This is a genomic window from Actinocorallia sp. B10E7, assembly GCF_039871655.1.
Lineage (GTDB): Bacteria > Actinomycetota > Actinomycetes > Streptosporangiales > Streptosporangiaceae > Actinocorallia.
On sequence record NZ_JBDPLZ010000002.1, the window covers coordinates 534,868 to 558,213 of the forward strand.

Genomic DNA, 23,346 nt, shown 5'->3' on the forward strand with positions numbered 1-23,346 from the left:
TGGATAGCGAACCTAGCGGAACATCCGTCTTATGCGCTACTTGTCTCACTCTGTGTAACTTGGGGAAGCTGTGACCTCTGCCGAGTCGCGACAAGTGGTTGACGTGAGTTGACTCTTCGACTTGTGTTCGAGAATGGGGCGTGGAAGATCAATCAGGGTGGAGAGCAGTTGCTTTTCAATGGCGCTCCGCCATTCCCTGACACGGGCGCCCGCCCCTTCGCCGGGGCGCATGGAAGGCTTCTGACCGTTGGATTCGCCAGGGGGACGAAAAGTTCGGAGATGTTAGAGTGATCGTCGTCACGTGGCCGTGGGAGCCGGGTTGACGCACAGTAGCGGGTCATCCATCGCTATCCACTTAGGGCCCAATGAATCGTGCCGAAAGTAACTTCTGGGCAACGTGGGTCATATAGGGTCTAGACCGTTTCGTGCGGCGTGTGCCGCTTTTCGTGTTCGTGGAGAGGCGCTCTGTGACCGACATGTCGACCTCATCGTCGACCTCGCCGGGTGGGCCGGACTACGAGTGGCTCACCGACGGTGCCCCGCAGGCTGCCCAGCCCCAGACCCGGCAGATGCGTCCGCCTGCCCCGCCCGTCCCCCGGCAGGTCCGCCCCCCGGCGCCGCCCCAGCCCCAGCCCCAGCCCGTGGCCGCGCAGAGGCCCCCCCGGCCCCAGGCGCAGCCGCCGGCCGGGATGAGGGTGGGCCAGGCGCCCAGGCCTCGGACCCCCGGTCCCCGGCCGCCCCGCCGTCCCGTGCCGCCCGGCCCCGTCGGCGGTGACACGCTGCGCACCATGGAGGACCTGCCGCCGATGCCGCGGCGGCCCCAGCCGCGCGGCCGCCGGCTCCGGCCGGTCCCCCCCATCCCGGACCCCTCGCCGCTGCTGCCGCAGCCGCCGAACGACGAGGAGAAGTACTCCTACGCCGACCGGCACCTGTGGGTCTTGAACGTCTGCACGATCATCAGCTTCGCCTGCCTGTCGATCACCGCGGTCAAGTTCGTGTCGATCAGCCAGTTGTGGCTCGCGGCGCCGTTCCTGTTCTTCACGGTGCTCAACTACCTGCTGTCGCTGCGGATCGACCTGTTCACCAAGAACTTCGACCTCAAGCACCACAAGAAGATCGTGTCGAACTGGAAGCCCGACGTCTATCCCAGCGTCGACGTCTTCCTGCCGGTCTGCGGTGAGCCGATCGAGGTCATCCACAACACGTGGACGGCCGTGCGCAAGGTCGTCGAGCACTACCCCGGCAAGGTCGTCCCCTACGTCCTGGACGACGGCGCCAGCCCCGAGCTGGCCGCCATGGCCGCCGACTTCGGGTTCCGCTACGGCTCCCGGCCCAACCGCGGCTGGTACAAGAAGGCCGGCAACCTGCAGTTCGGCTTCCACAGCTCCGACGGCGACTTCATCCTGCTCCTGGACGCCGACTTCGCGCCCCGGCACGACATCCTCAACGAGGTCCTGCCGGTCATGTACGACGAGCCGGACGTCGGCATCGTCCAGACGCCCCAGTTCTTCCGGGTCCTGGACCACCAGACCTGGGTGGAGCGCGGCGCGGGCGCCTCGCAGGAGCTCTTCTACCGCTCGGTCCAGGTGTCGCGTCAGCGCCGCAACGGCTCGATCTGCGTCGGCAGCTGCGCGGTGTACCGCCGCGCCGCCCTGAACGACAACAACGGCACCACGCTCATCGAGCACTCCGAGGACATCCACACCGGCTACGACCTGCAGGTGCTCGGCTGGGGCACCAAGTACGTGCCGATCGCGCTGTCGGCGGGCGTCTGCCCGGACAACGCCGGCGCCTTCCACAACCAGCAGTACCGCTGGTGCATGGGCTCCTTCTCGCTGCTGGGCGCCAAGAAGTTCTGGAAGGCCCCGCTGCCGGTCTCGACGAAGATCTCGTTCTCGGCGGGCATGCTGTACTACCTGCACACCGCGCTGTTCACCTTCGTCGCGCCGATCCTGCCGATCATGATGCTCATCGGCGCGCCGGAGCTGATGAACCTCAAGCACATGGTGTGGCTGCTGCCCAGCCTCATCTACGCGACGATCATCTTCCCCGCCTGGCACCGCGCGCCGTTCCGGCTCGAGGCCTGGGCCGTGGGCATGATGCAGGGCTGGGCCCACGTGTTCGCCCTGTGGGACATGATGCGCGGCCGCGAGATGGGCTGGAAGCCGTCCGGCTCCAGCGGCGTGAAGAAGAACAAGATGCGCCGCGTCATCATCGCCTACGCCGTCTGGAGCGGCGGCTGCTCGATCGTCTGGGTCGGGCTGGCCTGCTGGCGCATGGCTACCATGTACCCCCCGGACGTGGCGATGGCGCTGAGCACCGCGCTGTTCTACGCCGTGGTGGTGGGCCGCGTCCTGGTGGAGCCCCGTGAATTCCTGAAAGCGGACGAAGACTGATGAAGACTTCTCGTGGCCTGCGGGCCGCCGCTGCCGCATTGGCCGGCGCCCTGGCGCTGGCCGCCTGCGGCGACCCCGCGCTGGACCGGGACGACTACCACACCGCCCAGAAGGTCGGGGACATCGAACCGGTCGACCCGGTCGACATCCGCAAGCTGATCCACCCGGAGAACGAGTACCTCGGCCTCGCCTACGACAAGACGATCGACTCCGGCATCGAGCGCATGGAGAAGTTCGGCGAGAAGGTCGGCAAGCCGCACAACCTCCTGAAGTACTTCGAGGAGGTCGGCGGCGACTTCAAGGCAGAGGAGAATAAGCGCATCTGGGACGCGGGCGCGCTGCCCTTCGCCGACGTCGAGCCCATGGAGGGCACCCCCAAGGAGTACGCCGACGGCGAGTACGACGACATCATCAGGTCGTACGCCCTGGAGGTGAAGGACTCCAACATCCCGCTGGCCTACTCCTGGGGCCACGAGATGAACGGCTGGTGGTACCCGTGGGGGTACTGCAGCAGGGGCGGTACGCACCTCAACGCCGGCAAGCCCAACGAGAAGCCCAGGGCGGAGAAGGACATCGGCATCGCCTGCAAGGGCGACTCCAAGGAGAACAAGCCCGAGGACTTCGCTGCGGCCTGGCGGCACATCCACGACATCTTCACCGAGGTCGGCGCGGGCAACGTGATCTGGGTGTGGAGCCCGAACACCGCCGAGGCCCCGGACATGCCCAACCTGAAGGACTTCTATCCGGGCGACGAGTACGTCGACTGGATCGGCATCAGCGGCTACATGAACGAGCCGGACCCCCCGACGGAGAAGAACCCGCGTATCTTCCAGGGCGTCTTCGGGGAGCTCCTGAAGAAGCTCAGGCGGTTCACCGAGAAGCCGATCGTGATCGCCGAGACGGGTTCCACCGCGACCCTGCGCAAGGCGGATGACGTCATGTATCTCTTCGCCGGGATCCTCTTCGAGAAGAAGACCCTGCCCTTCCTCCGGAAGAACGACATCCTGGGGTTCGTCTGGTTCGACGTCCAGAAGGAAGAGTTCGGGAAGGTAACGGACTTCCGGGTCGAGTCGCAGCCTGCCGCGCTTAAGAAGTACCGGAAGATACTCCAGACCCCGGAGTACGGGGACCACCTCGGCTTTGACCCTAAGCAGCTGATCGATGACAACTGAGACGAGCTTCGACATCCGTCCGGTCGGGGGCGAGCCCGAGCCCGAGCAGCCCAACAAGTACCGCTCGAACGTGCGTCCGGCCCCATACCGGATCCCCGCGGCCCCCCCGATCGCGTGGGCTCCGGGCAACAGCGCGCGCCGCGCCTGGCTGAGCCGTTTCGTGCTGATGGCGCTGCTGCTCCTGCAGGCCCTGCTGTCGCTGCGGCTGAACAACTCCGCCTCTCCGGGCGAGCTGCAGACCCTGCCGGACTTCCGCACGGGTGACTTCTTCACCGGGTCGTCGCTGTACCCGACGATCGCGGGCGCCGTCTACGGCGGGCTCGGCATAGGGGGCGTGCGGTTCCTCAGCGCGGTCTTCATGGTCTGCGCCACCGGGCTGCTGTACTCCTGGACCACACGGCTGTTCAACGAGCGGGCGGGCCTGAGCGCCGCGGGCGCCTTCTGCGTGGCCGCCCCGACGCTGGTGCTGGGCGCGCTGGCGACCGAGGACGCGCTGTCCCTCATGCTGCTGGCCGGGGCCACGTGGCTGGTGGTGCTCAGCCGCAGCGGCCCGCTCTGGCCCGCGATCGCCGCGGGGCCGGTGGCGCTGCTGGCCGTGGTGGTCAAGTACTCGGCGCTGTTCTACCTGCCGTCGATCCTGCTGCTGGCGGTGCTGGTGTCGCTGCGCCACACCTCGGTCGCGCAGTCCATGGTGCGGGCGGCGTCGCTGGGCGTCTCCTTCCTGATCGCGGCCGGCTTCTACGTGGCGTCCACCTCGGGCCTGACCACGCCGGAGACCGCTCCTTTGTCGGAGCTGTTCCAGGGCTGGTTCAACTGGCTCGGCCTCTTCCTGGCCTTCGGGATCTTCGGCGCGGTCATGTACGTGCGCAAGGCCCGGATGGGCGAGGTACCGAACGGAGGGGCCCCCGACCCCAGCCCGGCGTGGCGGCTCACCCTCAGCCTGGCCTTCCTGCTGCCGGCGCTGCTGGCTCCGTTCCTGCTCATGGCGACGCCGGTGTCGGGCACGCTGTGGCGGCCCGAACTGGCCTTCGGCGCGCTGCTGGCGGCCTCGATGGTCGGCGTCGGGCTGGTCCGCATGATCGGCGCGCACTTCCGGTTCCCGCAGCTGGGCATCATGGCCGCGGTGGCGCTGCTCTCCCTGGGCATGGCCCAGTCGGAGTACGAGTACAGCCTCTGGCCGAACTACGAGAACATCGCGAAGGTCCTGGATGGCGAGGTGACGGCCGAGGGCCGCTATCTGGCCTCCGACCCCAGGGTCTTCAGCTTCTACATGGAGCAGTACCGGTCGTCCCAGTGGACGGCGATCTCGGACGTGCCCATGAACAACGGCGCCGCCGGCCTGGAGGCGGCGCTGCGGAAGGGGACCTACGACCTGGTCGTCATCGAGACCCCCACCAGCTCCGACGAGGAGAAGGCGGTGCTCGACCAGCTCGTGAAGGAAGGCCGGTACCGCATGCTGACCGGCGTCCCCTTCAAGCTCGGCTGGGACATCAACACCCACCAGATCTGGATCAAGAACCTGGCGGCTCCCGCAGCTCCCAAGCCGGGCCAGTAACCGCGACACCCCCCACCTGGAGCATCCTCTGACATGAAATCCTTCCGACCCCTCGTAGCCCTGACACTCCCGGCGGTTCTGGCGGCCGGGTGCGCGGCGGGCGGCGCCCCCGAGGCCGCCCCCGAGAAGAAGACTCCGGCCGTCGTCGACACGGAGACCAGCGGCCGGGACGTCTACCTCAAGGAAGTCCCCGAGCCGATGGCTCTGGAGCCCGAGCCCACCGACCCCAAGGACCCCGCGGCGCCCCCGCCGGCCGAACCGGCGGGCCAGATGGAGGACACCACCTCCGCCCGGACCACCAAGACCGGAACCAGCGGCGGCCGGGTCGTCTACAACATGAAGCCGCCGCAGGGCTTCAAGCGCTACAACGCCCCCGGCGCCTACAACGTCACCAAGCTGATCTACCCCCGGCGGGAGATCTTCGGCGTCTTCACCGACCAGGCGCGCAACCAGATCGCGGACCGCAACGCGCTGGCCAAGAAGGTCGGCATGAAGCCGAACATGATCAAGAGCTTCTACGGCTGGGGAGACGGCTTCGACCCCAACTGGGCGAAGAGGATCTGGTCGGCGGGCGCCATCCCGCAGTACGAGCTCGAGATGCACGACCCCGATGTGGCGACCCTCGCCGAGGTGGCCGCAGGCCAGCACGACGAGTTCATCCGCGGCCTGGCCAGGGGCATCCGCCAGGCCAACGTGCCTGTCGCCTTCAGCCCGTGGCACGAGATGAACGGCGACTGGTACGAGTGGGGCTTCTGCGGGCCGACCTCCAAGCCTGAATCCAACGCCTGCAAGGTGGACAACGACCCGGCCGACTTCCGGGCCGCCTGGCGCCGCATGCACAACATCTTCAAGGCCGAGGGCGCCACGAACGCGATCTGGATCTGGCAGACCAACCAGATCGGGGCCCGTCCGAAGGTCGGCCTGAAGCAGTTCTACCCCGGCAACGGCTACGTGGACTGGCTCGGCGTGGTCGGCTACTACTACCGCCAGCGGGGCTGGTACCACACGTTCAACGACGTGTTCATGCCGACCATCCGGCAGCTCAAGAAGATCTCCAACAAGCCGATCTTCATCCCCGAGATGGGCATGGACTCCGGGAACCGCACCAAGGACGTCTACAACTTCCTCTACAACGTGGCGAAGCGTCCGGACGTCATCGGCTTCCTGTGGTTCAGCTACAACAAGCCGACGGAGATAGACTTCCGCATCGACGCGAACGCCGCCTCGACCCGGACCTTCAAGAAGTACATCCAGAAGGCGGCCTTCGGCTTCAACCCCAAGACGCCGACGAAGATGAAGTACAACGCCAGGACGCACAAGTAACCCCCGCCAGCTGAGGAGAGGCCGGATATGACCGCCCCCGAACCGCTCGGCTCCGTGGTCGTCGTGATCCCGACCTACAACGAGCGGCTCAACCTCCCGCTGATCGTGCGGCGGGTGCGGGCGGCGACGCCCGATGCCGACGTGCTGGTCGTCGACGACAACAGCCCGGACGGCACCGGGGAACTGGCCGACTCACTGGCGGCCGAGGACGAGCGGGTGCGCGTGCTGCACCGCACGGCCAAGGACGGGCTGGGCGCGGCGTACATCGCCGGGTTCCGCTGGGCCCTGGACCGCGGCTACGACGTCATCGTGGAGATGGACGCCGACGGCTCACACCGGCCGGAGGAACTGTCCCTGCTCCTGGAGGCGTTGCGCGACGCGGACCTGGCCATCGGTTCGCGGTGGGTGCGCGGCGGCAAGGTGCACAACTGGCCGATGTCCCGCGAGGTGCTCTCTCGCGGCGGCAACACCTACGCCAGGCTCATGCTCGGCATCGATTTGCACGACGCCACCGCCGGCTACCGTGCGTTCCGCCGTACCGCACTGGAGAAGATCGGGCTCGACGAGGTCGACTCCCGCGGGTACTGCTTCCAGATCGACATGGCGCTGCGGGCCATCCGTACCGGCCTGCGCGTCGTGGAGGTCCCCATCAATTTCGTCGAGCGCGAGCTCGGCGCCAGCAAGATGAGCGGCAACATCGTGGCCGAGGCGATGTGGCGGGTGACCCGGTGGGGCATCCGCGGCAGGCTCGGCCAGAAGGACCACCGCTCCTAGGAGCGGTCCCCGTCCCGACGCACCCCCCTCCCCCCGCCCTCGACCCCTCTCACCCGATCGGCCTGGAGGCCTGATGCAGTTCCGGTACGTAGTGGCGACAGCCCTTCCGCTCGCGCTCGCCGCCGGGTGCTCGTCGACCGGGGGCCCGGTGAGCGGCCCCGAGACGGCGCCCGCCGTGCAGGCCCAGGAAGAAGAGCACAAGCCCGGACAGTCCGGCGGTCAGAACTACCGCAAGCCCAAGGGCGACTACCTCGGCATCTACGTCGAGGGCAAGTACAAGAACAAGCCGGCCCAGCAGGCGAAGGCCTTCAAGAAGAGCGTGGGGCGCAAGCCGACCATCGCCAAGTTCTTCCACGCCTGGCCCGCGACCTTCCCGACGGCCTGGGCCAAGGCCGCCTACCAGGCCGGCGCGCTGCCGCAGCTGGAGATCGAGCCGCACGGCGTCGGCACGATCGAGGCCATCGCCGCGGGCAAGAGCGACGACGTCATCCGCGCCTACGCCCAGGGGGCCAAGGCGGCCGGAGTCCCGATCTCGATCAGCTTCGCGCACGAGATGAACGGCTACTGGTACGACTGGGGCACCAAGAACACCAAGGCGAAGACGTTCGTCAAGGCCTGGCGTCACATGCACGACCTCTTCGAGGAGGAGGGCGCCACCGACGTCAAGTGGCTGTGGACGCCGAACGTCGTCTACCCGATGCCGAAGGTCAAGCTCAAGCAGTACTACCCGGGCAACGCCTACGTGGACTGGGTCGGCGTCATCGGCTACTACCGCAAGAACCAGAAGACCCCCACCTTCAAGTGGATCTTCGAGCCGACGATCAAGCAGATCAAGAAGTTCTCCAAGAAGCCCATCCTGATCGCGGAGACGGGCGTCCAGACCGGTCCGGGTCGTGACAAGAAGATCACGGAACTGGTCACGACCGTCGCCAAGCGTAAGGACATCATCGGTCTCATCTGGTTCAACATGGACAAACGGAAGGCTGAGAAGGCGGATTACCGTCTGGAAGCCAACAAGTCGTCGGTGAAGACGTTCCGGTCCCTTGTCACCAAGTACTCTTTCGGTCGCCCCTAACGATCGAGAGAAAATGACCACATGACCGAGCTGCTGCGGCTGGACAACCCGATCCGCGCCTATGACTGGGGTTCACGCGACGTCCTGGCCAGGCTGCTCGGCAGGCCGGCGCCCAGCGCCGGGCCGGAGGCGGAGCTGTGGATCGGCGCCCACCCCGGCGACCCGTCGCGGGTCGCCGGGGAGGGCTCGCTGCTGGAGCGCATCGACCGGGAGCCCGAGCACATGCTGGGCTCCGGCCGGAGTCGGCTCCCCTTCCTGCTGAAGGTGCTGGCGGTCGACGCCCCGCTGTCCCTGCAGGTGCACCCGGACGCGGAGCAGGCGGTCGAGGGGTTCGCCCGGGAGGAGTCCTGCGGGCTCCCGGTGGGAGACCCCAAGCGCTGCTACCACGACGACTGGCCGAAACCGGAACTCATCTACGCGGTGACCGAGTTCGAGGCGTTGTGCGGGTTCCGTCCGGTCGGGGAGTCGTCGGCCGCGCTGCGCGAGCTGGGCGGAGCCCGGCTGGAGCGGGTGGCGCTGGCGACGGAGGGCGGCGGCCCGCGCGAGGCGCTGGAGCTGCTGGCGAACTGGCCGGCGGACGACCGGGGCGCGCTGGTCGACGAGGTGCGCTCGGGCGGCGGCTGGATCGAGCTGCTGGCCCGCCGCTACCCCCAGGACCCTGGCGTGGTCACCGCGCTGCTGCTCAACCGGGTGGTGCTGCGGCCGGGCCAGGCGCTGTTCGCCAGGCCCCGCACCATCCACGCCTACCTGAGGGGGACGGGCGTGGAGATCATGGCCAGCTCCGACAACGTGCTGCGCGGCGGGCTGACGCCCAAGCACATCGACCTGCCGGAGTTGTTGTCCGTCACCGACTTCACCACGGGCCTGCCGGAACTGGTCTCTCCCGTGCCCCTGGCCGGGGGAGAGGACCTCTACCCGGCGCCGGTGGACCAGTTCCAGCTCACCCGGCTGCGTCCCGCGCCCGTGGTGGAGGTGGCCGAGCCGGGCCCCGGGGCGCTGCTGTGCCTGGAGGGCGAGCTGGCGGTCGAGCGCGGCGCGTGCAGAGAACGTCTGCGCAGCGGCGAGGCGCTCTTCGTCCCGCACCGGGGCGGCGCGCTGCGGGTCACCGGAGACGGGCTGGGTTTCCGGGCGGGGATCCCGTGCTGACCCGGATCCTGGGAAATTCGTGTCCGCTTCGTTATCTATTGCATTAGGGACACGTTCCAGTGGATGTTCTACGACGCGTCGTAGAGCCACTGGTAACATCCGCTGCATTGAAAAGTCTGGCACCAGGGGATTCCTGCGTGTGGCTCATCTGCTGAACGTCTACGTGTCCCACGTGGCGCGCGGAACCGTGGCGGTCGTCACAGCCTGAAAAGCCGGATCAAAATATTTGCCCGTTCACGACAACCAAGGGCCCTCTTCGCGCATCTAAGCGGCGTGGCGCTTTTTGGTTCTGGAGGGCATGGAGCGTCGGTTGGGATCCGCGGTCGATCGAAGGGGGTAGCCGGCTTTGCGTTCGCACGTCGGCGAGCATCCGGTCAGCAAGGCGGCCGGGCCGGACATCGTGCCGTGGGCTGGTACATGCCCTTCGTCGTCCACCAGGCGCGGACACCGTCCGCAGCCGCCCTGTTCCATGTCGGGTGATGAGTTTTGACACGCAACAAGATCATCGCGATCGTCGCCGCCGGAGTCGTGGCCCTCGCCGCCATCGTGGGCGGCGTCCTGATGTTCCGCGGTGGAGGCGATGACACCGGACCCGCCGACGCCAAGAAGTCGGCGAAGATCGAGGACGTGCCGTCCGAGCGGCTGCCGGGGGAGACGGAGACGGCGGAGCCCGAGCCGCTCGCTCCCGAGGTCACGATGACGACGCCCGCGGGGCCCTCGCCCGAGCTCACCTCGGCCGCGAAAGTGCCCGAAAACGTCGACGGGTGTGACCACGCCTACGGCGCCACCATATGCGTTCCCTGGTCCTTCCCCGCGGGTGTCGACTCGCAGAAGGAGAAGTGCGCCTGGCTCAAGCAGCGCGGCTTCACCACTCTGCCGGTCCCCGGTCGCGACAGGCATGGACTGGACCCGGACAAGAACAAGATCGCTTGCGATAACTGAATGTGTTGTTGGGGGTTCAACCAATGAAGTTTCAGCGCTCCAAGGCCACAGCGGTGCTGTGCGCCTCCGTCCTGGGAGCGACAGCTCTCCCCGGTCTCGCGTCGTCGGCCATGGCCGCGCCCACCGGCAAGGTGCAGAACCCGGGGTTCGAACAGCTCAAGGGGGGCTTCCCCTCCTGCTGGACCCGTTTCTCGACCGGTAAGAACACCGGCACCATCGCTTCGGCGAACGACGGCAGGAGCAAGCGCGGCGTCGCGGTGAACGTGACCCAGTACGCCAGCGGTGCCAAGGCCGTGGTGCAGACGGCGGGCTGCGCGCTCAAGGTGCAGCCGGGCAAGCGCTACGACCTGGAGTTGTCGTACAAGAGCACCTCGGGCAAGGCCGCGGTGATGCTCTTCCGGCAGAAGGCCAACGGCAAGTGGGTCAAGTGGAAGTACATGCCCTTCCTGCCGGCCTCGAAGAAGTTCCGCCTCGCGGTCGCCCGCACCCCGGTCGTGCCCAGCGGCACCAAGGCCGTGCGGTTCGCCATGGGGCTGGCCGACACCGGCAGGCTGGTGACGGACAACTACAAGTTCGGGCTGGCCAGTGGCAGGGCACGCTGTGTGGGCTCGGAGTGCACCAAGGGCCACTGGATCGTCAACGACTTCGGCAACGGCGGCGTGCGGGCGATCCACAGCGTGATGCTGCACAACGGCAAGGTGCTGCTCATCGCGGGCTCCGGCAACGGCGCCAACCGCTTCAACCGCGGTGAGTTCGTCACCTGGCTGTACAACCCGAAGAACAACAAGTTCAAGAGCATCCCGACGCCGTATGACATGTTCTGCGCCGGTCACGTGCAGCTGCCCGACGGCCGCGTACTGGTCGTCAGCGGCACCCAGGAGTACGCGCAGTACAACGCGGCCGGCCAGGAGACGCTGGGCTGGCTCGGGTCGAAGAAGTCCTACATCTTCAACCCGAAGACCGAGCGGTACACCAAGGCCAACGACCTGAACGACGGTCACTGGTACCCGTCGGCGACGGTCCTGGGCAACGGCGACGTCTACTCCGTCGGCGGCTACGCGGCCCAGCGCACCGCGGCCGGAGGCAACCTGGTCTCGACGGTGGCCGAGCGCTTCTCCTGGAAGCAGGGCCGCTGGCTGCCCGCCAACCAGATCGCCCAGCCGAACATCAACTGGGCGACCTACCCGTCCCTGGTCCTCACCGGCAACGGGCAGCTGTTCTACAACGGCAGCAGCGTGTTCGGCCACCCGGTGAACGGGAACGGCACGCTGCGCGGTCCCGGCTTCTTCAACCCGAACACCGGCGCGTGGCGGCCCCTGCCCGGCAACGGCAACCTGCGCAAGCCCGGCTCGCGTGACATGTCGGCGGCCCTGCTGCTGCCGCCGGCCCAGGACCAGCGGGTCATGGTCATCGGCGGCAAGAACTTCAGCGGTGACCCGAACGACCCCGAAGCCGGCCAGAACGCCATCCGCGACACCGACGTCATCGACCTGAAGAAGGGTATGGGGGCCCGCTACCAGGCCGGTCCGAACCTCAACCAGGGTCCGGTGAACGTCGGCGGCATGGAGGCGGGCGCGCAGCGGTTCGTGGCCCAGCAGGGCAACTCCGGCAAGACGTATGTGTCGGCGGTCATCCTGCCCGACGGCAACGTCTTCGAGACCGGCGGCTCGCAGACCGCGCGGTTCGAGCACGTGCACGAGGCCTCGATCCTCAACCCGCGGAACAAGAAGCCGTCCCAGATGAAGTGGCAGCGGGTCGCGGCCGACCCGGTGTCGCGGACCTACCACAGCACCGCGGTCCTGCTGGACGACGGCCGGGTCCTGGCGGCCGGCAGCAACCCCGGCAACCTGGGCGCGGACGGCGACAGCTACTACGACACCCGCATCTCGATCTACTACCCGCCGTACATGTACAAGGACAACGGCGGCCGGCCGCAGATCACCTCCGTCCCGAAGAAGAACGGGAAGAAGCTGGGCTGGAGCTACGGTTCCAAGCCGGTGATCAAGGTCAACAGCCAGGTCGCGCGGGCGTCGCTGGTGCGGCCGGTGGCGGTGACCCACTCCTCCGACCCCAACCAGCGGTCGGTGGACCTGCCGGTCAAGTCCCTGGGCGGCGGCCGGTACCAGCTGGGCGTCACCAAGAGCCCGAACATGGCGCCTCCCGGCTGGTACATGCTCTACATCGTGGACAACTCGGGTGTTCCGTCCACGGCCCAGTGGGTGCACCTCGGCTAAGCCCCTTTAAAACGGTCATTAACTGACCTACTGCGCCATTCATGTGTAATGCATGGATGGCGCTTTTTCTTTGACGGTCATGGGTTTTGGTCGGCCTGCGTGTGATCAGTAATGAATAAAGGTCGCTTGCGATGACTGACTGTCTTGGGGGAGTAGGCGATGAGGTTCCGACGCTCCAGGGCGTCCGCGGTCCTGAGTGCCTCACTGCTGGGAACGACCGTCCTTCCGGGCCTTTCGGCCCCGGCACTGTCCGCGCCCGCGGGGGGGCTGAGGAATCCCGGATTCGAGAGGCTCGCGGGCGGGTTCCCCGCGTGCTGGACCCGGCTGTCCACCGGGCGGAACTCCGGCACGGTCCGGGTGGTGCGCAAAGCCCGGCGGGGCGGACGCGCCATGGAGGTGAGGATCACCAGGCACGTCCGTGGGTTCAGGGCGGTCGTGCAGAAGCAGGACTGCGCCCTCAAGGTCCAGCCGGGCAGGCGTTACGACCTGGGGCTGTCCTACAGGAGCACCTCCGGCAGGGCCGCGGTCGTACTGTTCCGGCAGAAGGCCGACGGCCGGTGGGCGCGATGGCACGCCTTCCCGCACCTTCCGAGCTCCAGGAAATACCGGCGGGCGTCCTTCCGCACGCCCGTCGTGCCGAAGGACACCGGCGCGATCCGGTTCGCCGTGGGTCTACAGGGGAGGGGCACGCTGGTCACCGACGACCACGGGTTCCGTCGGGCCGAGGGGAGAGCCGGATGCGCCGGCCCCGAATGCTCCCGAGGGCATTGGGTGGTCCGGGACTTCGGCGACGGCGGTGTGCGGGCGATCCACAGCGTGCTGCTGCACAACGGCAAGGTGCTGCTCATCGCGGGGTCCGGCAACAGCGTGAAACGCTTCAAGCGAGGCCGTTTCGTCACCAAGGTCTACGACCCGGAGACGAACGGATTCACCACCGTCCCGACCCCGTACGACATGTTCTGCGCCGGTCACGTGCAACTGCCCGACGGTCGCGTGCTGGTCGTCAGCGGCACCGCCGCGTACGCCAACAACGAGGACGGACGTCTGACCTCCGGCTGGGTCGGGTCGAAGAAGTCCTACGTCTTCGATCCCAGGACCGAGCGGTACACCAGAGTCGATGACCTGAACGACGGCCACTGGTACCCGTCGGCGACGATCCTGGGCAACGGCGACGTCTACTCGGTGGGGGGATACGCGTCGACCCTCGCGGGCGACGGCTCCAACAAGGTCTCGACGGTGGCCGAACGGTTCTCCTGGCGGGAGGGGCGCTGGTTGGACAGGGACGAGGTGGCGCAACCGGGCATCAACTGGGCCACCTACCCGTCGCTCATCCTCGCCGGGAACGGGCGGCTGTTCTACAGCGGCAGCAGCGTGTTCGGCCATCCGGTGAACAAGGACGGCTCGCTGCGCGGCCCGGGCTTCCTCGACCCGAACACCGGTGGCTGGCGGGCGCTGAGAGGCGGCGGAGGGCTGCGCTCGCCCAAGGCCCGGGACATGTCGGCGAGCGTGCTGCTGCCGCCCGCGCAGGACCAGCGGGTCATGGTCGTCGGCGGGAAGAACTTCTCCGCCACGGGCAAGTACGCGATCCGCCGGACCGACGTCATCGACCTGAAGAAGGGGATGGGCGCCCGGTACAAGGCGGGCCCGGACCTGCCGCGGGGCCGGGTCAACATGGGCGGGGTGGAGTCGGGCCGGCAGCGGTTCGCCCCGCAGCCCGCACGGGCGGGCAAGACGTACGTGTCGGCGGTCATCCTGCCCGACGGCACCGTCCTGGAGACCGGCGGCTCCCAGCGGGTGCGGCTGGAACACGTCCACGAGGCCTCGATCCTCGACCCCAAGGGCAGGAGGCCGTCCCGGATGAGGTGGAAGCGGGTGGCGGCCGACCCGGTGTCGCGGACCTACCACAACACGGCCCTCCTGTTGCCGGACGGCCGGGTCCTGGCGGTCGGCAGCAACCCCGGCAACGCCGGCCCGGACGGGGACAGCTATTTCGACACCCGCATCTCCCTCTACAGCCCGCCCTACCTGTACAAGGAGGGCGGAGCCCGGCCGAGGATCACCTCGGTGCCCAAGGGCTGGTCCTACGGCTCCAGACCGGTGGTCACCACGGACACCGAGATCACCGGGGCGTCCCTGGTGCGCCCGGCCGCGGTGACCCATTCCTCCGATCCCAACCAGAGGCTGGTCCGGCTCCCGGTGAGCAGGCTCGGCGGCGGCAGGTACCGGCTGCAGATGGACCGGCGGCCCGCGATGGCCCCGCCCGGCTGGTACATGCTGTTCGTCACCGGCAGAGGCGGAGTCCCCTCACGGGCCCAGTGGGTGCATGTGAGCTGAGACCCAACAGTTACCCGACAAATTGAACTCCCGCTGCCCGCAGGGTGTCCAATCGGCATGGCGCTTTTGTTTCTGAAGAGCAGAACGTCGCCGGCTGGGATCCATCTGCCAGGTGAGACGCCGGCGGTCGCCGTATGGTTCGGTTGTGGGGAGTGTCACGCATGAAGTTCCACCGCTCCAGGGCGTCCGCCGTCCTGTGCGCTTCCCTGGCCGGCGCGACCGCCCTGCCGGGGCTGGCGTCGTCCGCCATGGCCGCACCCACCGGCAAGGTGCAGAACCCGGGCTTCGAGAAGGTCTCGGGAGGCTTCCCCTCCTGCTGGACCCGCTTCTCGACCGGTAAGAACACCGGGACGGTCCAGGTGGTGAACGACGGCCGCGGCAGCAAGCGCGCCGTCTCCGTGAAGATCACCCAGCGGTCCAGCGGCTCCAGGGCCGTCGTGCAGACGGCGGGCTGCGCCCTCAAGGTGCAGCCGGGCAAGCGCTACGACCTGGAGTTGTCCTACAAGAGCACCTCGGGCAAGGCCGCGGTGACGCTCTTCCGGCAGAAGGCCAACGGCAAGTGGGTCAAGTGGCACACCCAGCCCTACCTGCCCGGCTCCAAGAAGTACAGGCTGGCGGTCGCCCGCACCCCGGTCGTGCCCGGCGGCACCAAGGCCGTGCGGTTCGCCATGGCCCTGGAAGACGTCGGCACGCTGGTGACCGACAACTACAAGTTCAAGTTGGCCGGCGGCAAGGCGCGCTGTGTGGGCTCGGAGTGCACCAAGGGCCACTGGATCGTCAACGACTTCGGCAACGGCGGTGTGCGGGCGATCCACAGCGTGATGCTGCACAACGGCAAGGTGCTGCTCATCGCGGGCTCCGGCAACGGCGCCAACCGCTTCAACCGCGGTGAGTTCAGGACATGGCTGTACAACCCGAAGAACAACACGTTCAAGAACATCCCCACGCCGTATGACATGTTCTGCGCCGGTCACGTGCAGCTGCCCGACGGCCGGGTGCTGGTCGTCAGCGGCACCCAGGAGTACTCCGACTACAGCGGCCCCCAGGAGACCGGCTGGATCGGGTCGAAGAAGTCCTACGTCTTCAACCCGAAGACCGAGCGCTACACCAAGGTCAACGACCTGAACGACGGCCACTGGTACCCGTCGGCGACGATCCTGGACAACGGCGACGTCTACTCCGTCGGCGGCTATGCCGGGTACCGCAACAACGGGAACGTGGTCTCGCTGGTGGCCGAGCGCTTCTCCTGGAAGCAGGGCCGCTGGCTGCCCGCCGGCCAGGTGGCCCAGCCGCAGATCAACTGGGCCACCTACCCGTCCCTGGTCCTCGCCGGGGACGGCCGCCTGTTCTACAACGGCAGCAGCGTCTTCAGCCACCCGGTGAACGCGGACGGCACGCTGCGCGGCCCCGGCTTCCTCGACCCGGACACCGGCGCGTGGGGCGCGCTGCCGGGCAACGGCGGCCTGCGCGCCCCCGAGGCCCGGGACATGTCGGCGGGCGTGCTGCTGCCCCCGGCGCAGGACCAGCGGGTCATGGTCGTCGGAGGCAAGAACTTCTTCGTCAACGGCTACGCGGTCCGCTCCACCGACATCATCGACCTCAAGCAGCGGAACCCGCGCTACCAGGCGGGCCCGGACCTGCCGAACAACGGCGTGGTCAACGTGGGCCCGGTGGGCGCGGGCCAGGAGATGTTCGTTCCGCAGCCCGCCCAGGCGGGCAAGACGTACGTTTCGGCGGTCATCCTGCCCGACGGCACCGTCTTCGAGACCGGAGGCTCCCAGGGCAACCGGGCGGAGCACGTCCACGAGGCCTCGATCCTCGACCCGAAGAACAAGAAGCCGGCCGAGATGAAGTGGAAGTCCGTGGCGGCCGACCCGGTGTCGCGGACCTACCACAACACCGCGGTCCTGCTGGACGACGGCCGGGTCCTGGCGGCGGGCAGCAACCCCGACTACCCGGCCGGGGACGGGGACAGCTACTTCGACACCCGCATCTCCATCTACAACCCGCCCTACCTGTACAAGGAGGGCGGCGCCCGGCCGAGGATCACCTCGGTGCCCAAGGGCTGGTCCTACGGCTCCAAGCCGGTGATCACCACCGACGCCAAGATCACCAAAGCGGCGCTGGTGCGGCCGGTCGCGGTGACCCACTCCTCCGACCCCAACCAGCGGCTGGTCAACGTCCCGGTCACGTCCCTGGGCGGCGGCAGGTACCGCCTCCAGATGGACAAGCGGGCCGAGATGGCGCCTCCCGGCTGGTACATGCTCTACGTGACCACCGGCTCGGGCGTCCCCTCGCCCGCCCAGTGGGTCCATGTGAACTGACCCTCCTCGGGCCCGGTAACGGGGCGCCGCCCTCCCGTCGCGGAGGGCGGCACCCCGGTCCAGGTCAGCGCCGGGCGGTGCGCCGCCACCACAGGGCGGACGCGGCGACCCCGGCGATGACCGGCAGGACCAGCAGCAGGACGCGGACCGGACCGGGCGTCTCCTTCTCGTCCGAGGCGGCGGGCGTGGCGCTCGAGGCGTCGTCGGCGGGAGACGCGGCCTCGGTGGAGGGGTTCCCGGCGGGAGCGCCGCTCCGGTCGGGCAGGGGGACACCCTGCAGACCCGGGGTGGGCCGGGCGGCCGGGCCGATGTCCAGGGCGAACTCGTTGGTGCGCAGCCCGGTGCCGTTCCGGGTCACCTCGAAGCCCGCCTGCACCTTGCACAGGTAGGCCTCCTTGCTCTGGTAGCCGCGGGCGACGGCGTCGTCGGCGAACGGCTTGAGGGCGAAGTCCTCGATCCGGGTCGTCGTCTCCCGCATGTCGTAGATGAGGCCGACCTGCCCGGTGGGGCCGGTGAACTTGTAAAGGTCGTAGACCCGGTCACCCACCTTGACGCCGTCGGCGACCTTCCAGCTCGGCGACGGGTCGATGCCCGGGCTGGTCAGCCAGATCATGATCTCCAGCGCCCCGCCGTTGGCCACGATGTGCGGGGCGGTGGAACGGCAGGCCGCCTGGTCCGGGTGGTACCAGATGTCGTAGGAGGCGTTGTAGTCCCCCTCCGCCAGGGTGATGTCCCAGGTCGTCCGGATGTCCTGCGGCGAGTCGACGCGCAGCGGCAGGCGCTTCTCGGCGATGGCCGTCCCGATGTTGGGGTAGGCGCCGGGAGGTGCCCCGTTGCTCAGCGTGCCCCAGTCGAGGGAGCTGCGGCTGACGGCCCAGGAGGTGCCCTCCCCGTAGGTGACGCAGATCTCCCCGTGGGAGTTCCACCGGTTGGCCTGGACCGCGTAGCCCCCCGCCACGAATCCCGGCTCGCCGGTGTTGCAGCGTTCCTCCGGCGCCCGCGCCCCGGCGCCCGAAGCCGCCGTCATCGACGCGAGCAGCGCCGCCCCCGTCACCACTCCCAGCAGGCTTCTCAACTCGCCTTCCCCTCCCCGAGAGCCCCATCGAAGCACATCTCGCCCGAGGGAGCAGTGCGGATCACAGCTCCCGTGTTTCGTTAACGCCGACGAAATCTGCTACGTTTTCACCATGCTGTATGGCCTGCTCCTCCTTAGCGGCCGCGACGAGGCCTAAAAGGCCGGCTTCCTCGTCGCGGTGCTGAGTGTGCCCGTCGGCCGCGAGAGAGACCGCCACAGCCGAAACCCGGGAGCAGGGGAAAACCCATGAACGACCAGAAGCCCAGCGGCATGCCCTTCAGCAGGTACCAGCCCTTCCAGACGATCAAGCTGAGTGATCGTACCTGGCCGGACAAGGTGATCACCCAGGCGCCACGCTGGTGCGCGGTGGACCTGCGCGACGGCAACCAGGCCCTGATCGACCCGATGGACGCCCAGCGCAAGCTGAAGATGTTCGAGCTGCTGGTCCAGATGGGCTACAAGGAGATCGAGGTCGGCTTCCCGGCGGCCAGCCAGACCGACTACGACTTCGTACGCAAGATCATCGAAGAGGGCCGGATCCCCGACGACGTGGTGATCCAGGTGCTGACCCAGGCCCGTCCCGAGCTGATCCAGCGCACCTTCGAGTCGCTGGAGGGCGCCAAGCAGGCGATCGTCCACCTGTACAACTCCACCTCCACGCTGCAGCGACGGGTGGTCTTCGGGCAGGACAAGGAAGGCATCACCGCCATCGCGATCGAGGGCGCCAAGCTGTGCAAGAAGCTGGCGGCCGAGACCGACACCCAGATCTTCTTCGAGTACTCGCCGGAGTCCTTCACCGGCACCGAGCTGGAGTACGCGGTCGAGGTCTGCAACGCCGTCAACGACGTGTGGCAGCCCACCCCCGACTGGAAGGTGATCGTCAACCTGCCGGCGACGGTGGAGATGGCCACCCCCAACGTCTACGCCGACCAGATCGAGTGGATGAACCGGCACCTGGAGCGCCGCGACTCCGTCATCCTGTCGCTGCACCCGCACAACGACCGCGGCACCGCGGTGGCCGCCGCCGAGCTGGGCTACATGGCCGGCGCCGACCGCATCGAGGGCTGCCTGTTCGGCAACGGCGAGCGCACCGGCAACGTGTGCCTGGTCACCCTGGGCCTGAACCTGTTCACCCAGGGCGTCGACCCCGAGATCGACTTCTCCGACATCGACGAGGTCCGGCGGACCGTCGAGTACTGCACCCAGCTGCCCGTGCACGAGCGGCACCCCTACGGCGGCGACCTGGTCTACACCGCCTTCTCCGGCTCCCACCAGGACGCCATCAAGAAGGGCTTCGACCACCTGGAGCGCGACGCCGCGGCGGCGGGCGTCGGCGTGGAGGAGTTCACCTGGCAGGTGCCGTACCTGCCGATCGACCCCAAGGACGTGGGCCGCAGCTACGAGGCCGTGATCCGGGTCAACAGCCAGTCCGGCAAGGGCGGCGTGGCCTACATCATGAAGACCGAGCACTTCCTGGACCTGCCGCGCAAGCTGCAGATCGACTTCTCCCGGGTGGTGCAGGAGCACACCGACAGCGAGGGCGGCGAGGTCGTCGCCGAGGAGATCTGGAAGATCTTCGAGCGGGAGTACCTGTCGGGCGGCCCGCGCATCGGGCTGCTGGCCCACCGCACTTCCTCCCGGGTCGACGAGAAGGACCTGATCACCTGCGACGTGCGGATCGACGGCGAGATCCGCGAGATCCAGGGCATCGGCAACGGCCCGATCAGCGCCTTCGTCGACGCGCTGGCCCCGGTCGGCATCGAGGTCAAGGTGATGGACTACCACGAGCACGCGATGAGCTCCGGCGGTGACGCCAAGGCCGCCGCCTACGTCGAGTGCCAGGTCGAAGGAAAGGTCCTGTGGGGGGTGGGCGTCGACGCCAACATCGTCACCGCCTCCCTGAAGGCCGTGCTGTCCGCGGTGAACCGCGCCGCGAGGTAAGAGGCCCTCGAAAAGCACGAAGGCCCCCGGGGTGACGATCTCACCGGCCCGGGGGCCTTCGTGCGTCCGGCCGTCTCAACCCAGCAGCGAGGCGCCGTAGGACACGCCCCACAGGGCGCCGAGGGAGAGGATGACCCGGTCGCCCAGCAGGACGTCCTCGGGCGCGCCGCCTTCTCCCCGGTCGACGACCAGCGCGTAGCGCAGGACGGCCAGGGTCATCGGCACGATGGAGATCATCCGCCAGGAGGCGGTGTCGGGGTCGTCGGACTCCAGCGCCCACAGGCAGTACGACAGCGTCATGAGGGCGGCGGCGCCCTGCCAGACGAACCGCAGGTAGCTCTCGCTGTACTCGCTGAGGAGCTTGCGGGTGTGCTGCGCCTGGTCGCCCAGCGAGGCCAGCTCCGAGGAGCGCTTGGCGGCGACCACGAACAGGGAGCCGAACCCGACGGTGATGAGGAACCACTGGGAGGGGGCGACCTGGGACGCCACGCCGCCCGCGATGCCGCGGAGCAGGAAGCCGGAGGCCACCACCGCGATGTCCATGACCGCCACGTGCTTGAGGTGCACGCAGTAGAGGATCTGGATCACCGAGTAGACGAACAGCACCGTCGCGGTGGACCCGTTCAGCAGCAGCGCCGCCAGGAGCACCGGCAGCAGGGACAACCCGATCCCCAGCCCGTAGGCGACCTTCAACGGGACGATCCCGGCGGCGATCGGACGCCGGCACTTGTCGGGGTGGGCTCGGTCGGCCTTCACGTCCAGGGCGTCGTTCAGGAAGTAGATGCCCGAGGCGGCCATGCAGAAGAGCACGAAGACGAAGAGGGTGCTGCCCGCCACCTCCGCTTCGAAGATCCTGCCGCCGGCCACGGGGGCGGCGATCACCAGGACGTTCTTGGTCCACTGCTTGGGCCGCGCGGTACGCAGCAGGCCCTTCCAGAGCGAAGGGCCGGGGGCGGGGGAGGAAGGGGGGAGAAGCCGGTCGGTCTGTCCAAGTAGGGGGAGGGTGCCCAAGATGGGATCCTTTTCTCTGGGTTCAGCGCCGGGTGTCGGGTTTAAGGCGGTACAGCTGACCGAGGGGAGCCGTGCCGTACCGGGGGGCGATGCCACCGAGGGGGGTGACGAAGGTGAAGTGGGGACTGCGTTCGAGGTCCTCGCGGACCTCGTCCCACACCGGGGCGCGGTCTATCAGGACGTATTCGGCCTGGTGGTCGCGCAGCCGTTCGACCAGATGGGGAATGTCACGAGGCGGCTCGATCACCACGAGGTTGCGCTGCAGGTGGGGACCGCGCAGCGGCATGATCAGGGTCTGTACGTTGCCCTCGGCGAGGGCGATGACACTCCCTTCGGGCAGTCGGTCCAAGGCGCGGAACTCGGTCCAGGGCCAGATCCGCGCGGATCGGTCGGCGGCCAGGCTCAGGGGCAGCAGGTCGGTCAGCGGAAGGCCGCCGTGCTCGGCGACGACGGCCTCGTCCGCGGCGTCTCCGCTGGTGATGGGGACGTACATGTGGCCGGTCACCACCGCGAGGGCCGTGCAGGCGGCCAGGGCGAACTGCAGCGCTCCGTCGAGGGCGCGGGCGGGACCGCGGCGTCCCCGGTTGAGTCGGCTCATCAGCAGGACGCAGAAGGCCAGGAGACAGCCGTAGCCGATCAGCACGTACCGGCCCCACCAGGGGGCCGGGCTGGGGCCGAACGACACCGCGACACCCAGGAGGAGCAGCAGCCCCGCCCCGACCCCCAGCCGGTGCCGGACGCGTCCCAGCCACAGCAGGACGCCCAGGACGGAGACGGGCAGGACGACGACGAGCCAGGCCGTGCCCAGGCCGCCCAGCCGGATGTCGTAGATCGGGGTCTGGAAGTCGGTGAAGGGACGGCTCCAGGAGGTCCACAGTTGTTCCGGCAGGGTCATCGCGCGGATCTCCGCGGGGACGTTGGTGCCCATGACGAGCTCCTGGACCGTGCCGTAGCCCTCGAAGCCGACCATCGCGATGGGGTAGAAGGGGTTGTCGTAGTTCAGCCAGGTCCGCAGGTACCAGTAGGCGCCGACGAGCACGACCGGCAGCACCAGGGCGGGAGCCGACCGCAGGAACGGAGCGAATCCCAGCCGGTGGCGCCGGGTCGTGTGCGCCACGACGAACACGGCGGCCACACCCACCGCGCCCAGGACCGCCAGGTTGCTGCTCTTGGAGCCGGCGGCGGCGCCCAGCGCGGTTCCCAGCACCAGCATCTTGCGGGTGATCACCGTGCGGGGGTCGCCCGACAGGCGGGCCGCGCCGGGCAGCACGGCAAGGACGTACAGGGCGGCCAGGCCGAACGCGGCGCTCTGGACGTCCACGTAGTAGGTGTGGGACTGGGCGAAGACGGAGGGGGTCAGCAGGAAGACGAGCCCGGCCAGGGCGGCGAAGCCGCGGCTCGCGCCCAGCCGCCGGGCGAGCCCGGCGACCGCGGCGGCGGCCAGCGGATAGCCGGCCATCAGGAAGAGCACGCCGTAGTCGGTGGACTTGAGGAAGACCATCGGCCAGCCGGCCAGCGACTCCACCCCCATCGGGTAGGTGTCGGACCAGATGATCTCCCTGGATCGGTCCACCGCCCCGGTCTGCGCCCACTGCGAGGGCGCGACCAGGTGGTACATCAGGCCGTCCCAGTCGGTGGGCGGGAACCGTACGCCCAGCCAGCCCCGCAGCGTGTAGACGAAGAGCGCGAGCAGGCCGAGGAGGCAGGCCAGGGGGTGGCTCGCCCAGCCGCGGAAGGAACGGCGGATCCAGGTCTTCAGGCGCCGGCCGAAGACGCCGGGGCGGCGGCGCACCTCGACGGCGGCGCACAGCAGGCCCAGACCCGCCAGCACGCCGGCCCCGCAGGTCAGGGGGATCGGCTGGTAGTAGCGCAGCAGCGCGCCCACCACGATGGTGAGCAGCATGAATCCGGCGAGGGCGAGGGTCGTGAAGGTGACCAGTGCCTCGGCGGGCCGGATCGGACGGGCCCAGACGGTGAGACCGAATGCTCCGATCAGGACGAGCAGAGTCGCCGTGACCAGCAGCAATGTCTCCGCCATACCTCA

At 68.5% G+C, this 23,346-nt stretch carries 15 protein-coding genes; 12 read left to right on the forward strand and 3 right to left on the reverse strand.

The window, feature by feature from the left end; translation table 11 throughout:
• Positions 1-476 precede the first annotated feature (476 nt).
• From ABGB12_RS07570 to ABGB12_RS07620, 11 genes are all read left to right on the forward strand, one after another.
• Complete coding sequence (locus ABGB12_RS07570; protein WP_347676102.1) at positions 477-2,396, forward strand: glycosyltransferase family 2 protein; 1,920 nt, start codon at positions 477-479, stop codon at positions 2,394-2,396.
• Positions 2,396-3,568, forward strand: a complete 1,173-nt coding sequence (locus ABGB12_RS07575; RefSeq protein ID WP_347675545.1) for a glycosyl hydrolase — start codon at positions 2,396-2,398, stop codon at positions 3,566-3,568. The genes ABGB12_RS07570 and ABGB12_RS07575 overlap by 1 nt, the downstream gene beginning before the upstream one ends.
• Positions 3,558-5,123 (forward strand): glycosyltransferase family 39 protein, encoded by a 1,566-nt coding sequence (locus ABGB12_RS07580; protein ID WP_347675546.1) that lies wholly within the window; start codon positions 3,558-3,560, stop codon positions 5,121-5,123. Before ABGB12_RS07575 ends, ABGB12_RS07580 begins: the two co-directional genes overlap by 11 nt.
• Before the next feature lie 33 nt (positions 5,124-5,156).
• Entirely contained in the window at positions 5,157-6,446 is a 1,290-nt protein-coding gene (locus tag ABGB12_RS07585; RefSeq protein ID WP_347675547.1) for a glycosyl hydrolase, read from the forward strand.
• Positions 6,447-6,473: 27 nt separating this feature from the next.
• Positions 6,474-7,220 (forward strand): polyprenol monophosphomannose synthase, encoded by a 747-nt coding sequence (locus tag ABGB12_RS07590; RefSeq protein WP_347675548.1) that lies wholly within the window; start codon positions 6,474-6,476, stop codon positions 7,218-7,220.
• 73 nt (positions 7,221-7,293) lie between these two features.
• On the forward strand, positions 7,294-8,295 hold the full coding sequence (locus ABGB12_RS07595; protein WP_347675549.1) for a glycosyl hydrolase: 1,002 nt from the start codon (positions 7,294-7,296) through the stop codon (positions 8,293-8,295).
• Positions 8,296-8,316: 21 nt separating this feature from the next.
• Entirely contained in the window at positions 8,317-9,441 is a 1,125-nt protein-coding gene (gene manA / locus ABGB12_RS07600) for a mannose-6-phosphate isomerase, class I (protein WP_347675550.1), read from the forward strand.
• Between the two features lie 486 nt (positions 9,442-9,927).
• Positions 9,928-10,383 (forward strand): hypothetical protein, encoded by a 456-nt coding sequence (locus tag ABGB12_RS07605; protein ID WP_347675551.1) that lies wholly within the window; start codon positions 9,928-9,930, stop codon positions 10,381-10,383.
• 23 nt (positions 10,384-10,406) lie between these two features.
• Positions 10,407-12,617, forward strand: a complete 2,211-nt coding sequence (locus ABGB12_RS07610; RefSeq protein WP_347675552.1) for a galactose oxidase early set domain-containing protein — start codon at positions 10,407-10,409, stop codon at positions 12,615-12,617.
• A gap of 159 nt (positions 12,618-12,776) precedes the next feature.
• Positions 12,777-14,951 (forward strand): galactose oxidase early set domain-containing protein, encoded by a 2,175-nt coding sequence (locus ABGB12_RS07615; protein WP_347675553.1) that lies wholly within the window; start codon positions 12,777-12,779, stop codon positions 14,949-14,951.
• A 161-nt stretch (positions 14,952-15,112) separates the two neighbouring features.
• The gene (locus tag ABGB12_RS07620; RefSeq protein ID WP_347675554.1) at positions 15,113-17,275 is read left to right on the forward strand and encodes a galactose oxidase early set domain-containing protein; all 2,163 of its coding nucleotides are present in this window, start codon (positions 15,113-15,115) and stop codon (positions 17,273-17,275) included.
• 64 nt (positions 17,276-17,339) lie between these two features.
• On the opposite strand, the gene ABGB12_RS07625 is transcribed toward ABGB12_RS07620, so the two are convergent.
• Positions 17,340-18,350: a hypothetical protein gene (locus ABGB12_RS07625; RefSeq protein WP_347675555.1), complete on the reverse strand. Its 1,011-nt coding sequence runs from the start codon at positions 18,348-18,350 to the stop codon at positions 17,340-17,342.
• A gap of 246 nt (positions 18,351-18,596) precedes the next feature.
• Here ABGB12_RS07625 and leuA point away from each other — a divergent pair, with 246 nt between their 5' ends.
• Positions 18,597-20,291 carry a 2-isopropylmalate synthase gene (gene leuA / locus ABGB12_RS07630; protein WP_347675556.1) on the forward strand — a complete coding sequence of 565 codons (1,695 nt, stop codon included), beginning with the start codon at positions 18,597-18,599 and terminating at the stop codon, positions 20,289-20,291.
• Between the two features lie 75 nt (positions 20,292-20,366).
• On the opposite strand, the gene ABGB12_RS07635 is transcribed toward leuA, so the two are convergent.
• Positions 20,367-21,302 (reverse strand): decaprenyl-phosphate phosphoribosyltransferase, encoded by a 936-nt coding sequence (locus ABGB12_RS07635; RefSeq protein WP_347675557.1) that lies wholly within the window; start codon positions 21,300-21,302, stop codon positions 20,367-20,369.
• A gap of 22 nt (positions 21,303-21,324) precedes the next feature.
• Positions 21,325-23,340, reverse strand: coding sequence for a hypothetical protein (locus ABGB12_RS07640; protein ID WP_347675558.1), 2,016 nt, complete (start codon positions 23,338-23,340; stop codon positions 21,325-21,327).
• Positions 23,341-23,346: the final 6 nt, after the last annotated feature.

Coding starts and splice junctions, on each gene's coding strand:
- ABGB12_RS07585 (WP_347675547.1), top strand. CDS start 5,157: ATGAAATCCTTCCGACCCCTCGTAGCCCTGACACTCCCGGCGGTTCTG.
- manA (WP_347675550.1), top strand. CDS start 8,317: ATGACCGAGCTGCTGCGGCTGGACAACCCGATCCGCGCCTATGACTGG.
- ABGB12_RS07575 (WP_347675545.1), top strand. CDS start 2,396: ATGAAGACTTCTCGTGGCCTGCGGGCCGCCGCTGCCGCATTGGCCGGC.
- ABGB12_RS07595 (WP_347675549.1), top strand. CDS start 7,294: ATGCAGTTCCGGTACGTAGTGGCGACAGCCCTTCCGCTCGCGCTCGCC.
- ABGB12_RS07615 (WP_347675553.1), top strand. CDS start 12,777: ATGAGGTTCCGACGCTCCAGGGCGTCCGCGGTCCTGAGTGCCTCACTG.
- leuA (WP_347675556.1), top strand. CDS start 18,597: ATGAACGACCAGAAGCCCAGCGGCATGCCCTTCAGCAGGTACCAGCCC.
- ABGB12_RS07590 (WP_347675548.1), top strand. CDS start 6,474: ATGACCGCCCCCGAACCGCTCGGCTCCGTGGTCGTCGTGATCCCGACC.
- ABGB12_RS07610 (WP_347675552.1), top strand. CDS start 10,407: ATGAAGTTTCAGCGCTCCAAGGCCACAGCGGTGCTGTGCGCCTCCGTC.
- ABGB12_RS07640 (WP_347675558.1), bottom strand. CDS start 23,340: ATGGCGGAGACATTGCTGCTGGTCACGGCGACTCTGCTCGTCCTGATC.
- ABGB12_RS07620 (WP_347675554.1), top strand. CDS start 15,113: ATGAAGTTCCACCGCTCCAGGGCGTCCGCCGTCCTGTGCGCTTCCCTG.
- ABGB12_RS07580 (WP_347675546.1), top strand. CDS start 3,558: ATGACAACTGAGACGAGCTTCGACATCCGTCCGGTCGGGGGCGAGCCC.
- ABGB12_RS07570 (WP_347676102.1), top strand. CDS start 477: ATGTCGACCTCATCGTCGACCTCGCCGGGTGGGCCGGACTACGAGTGG.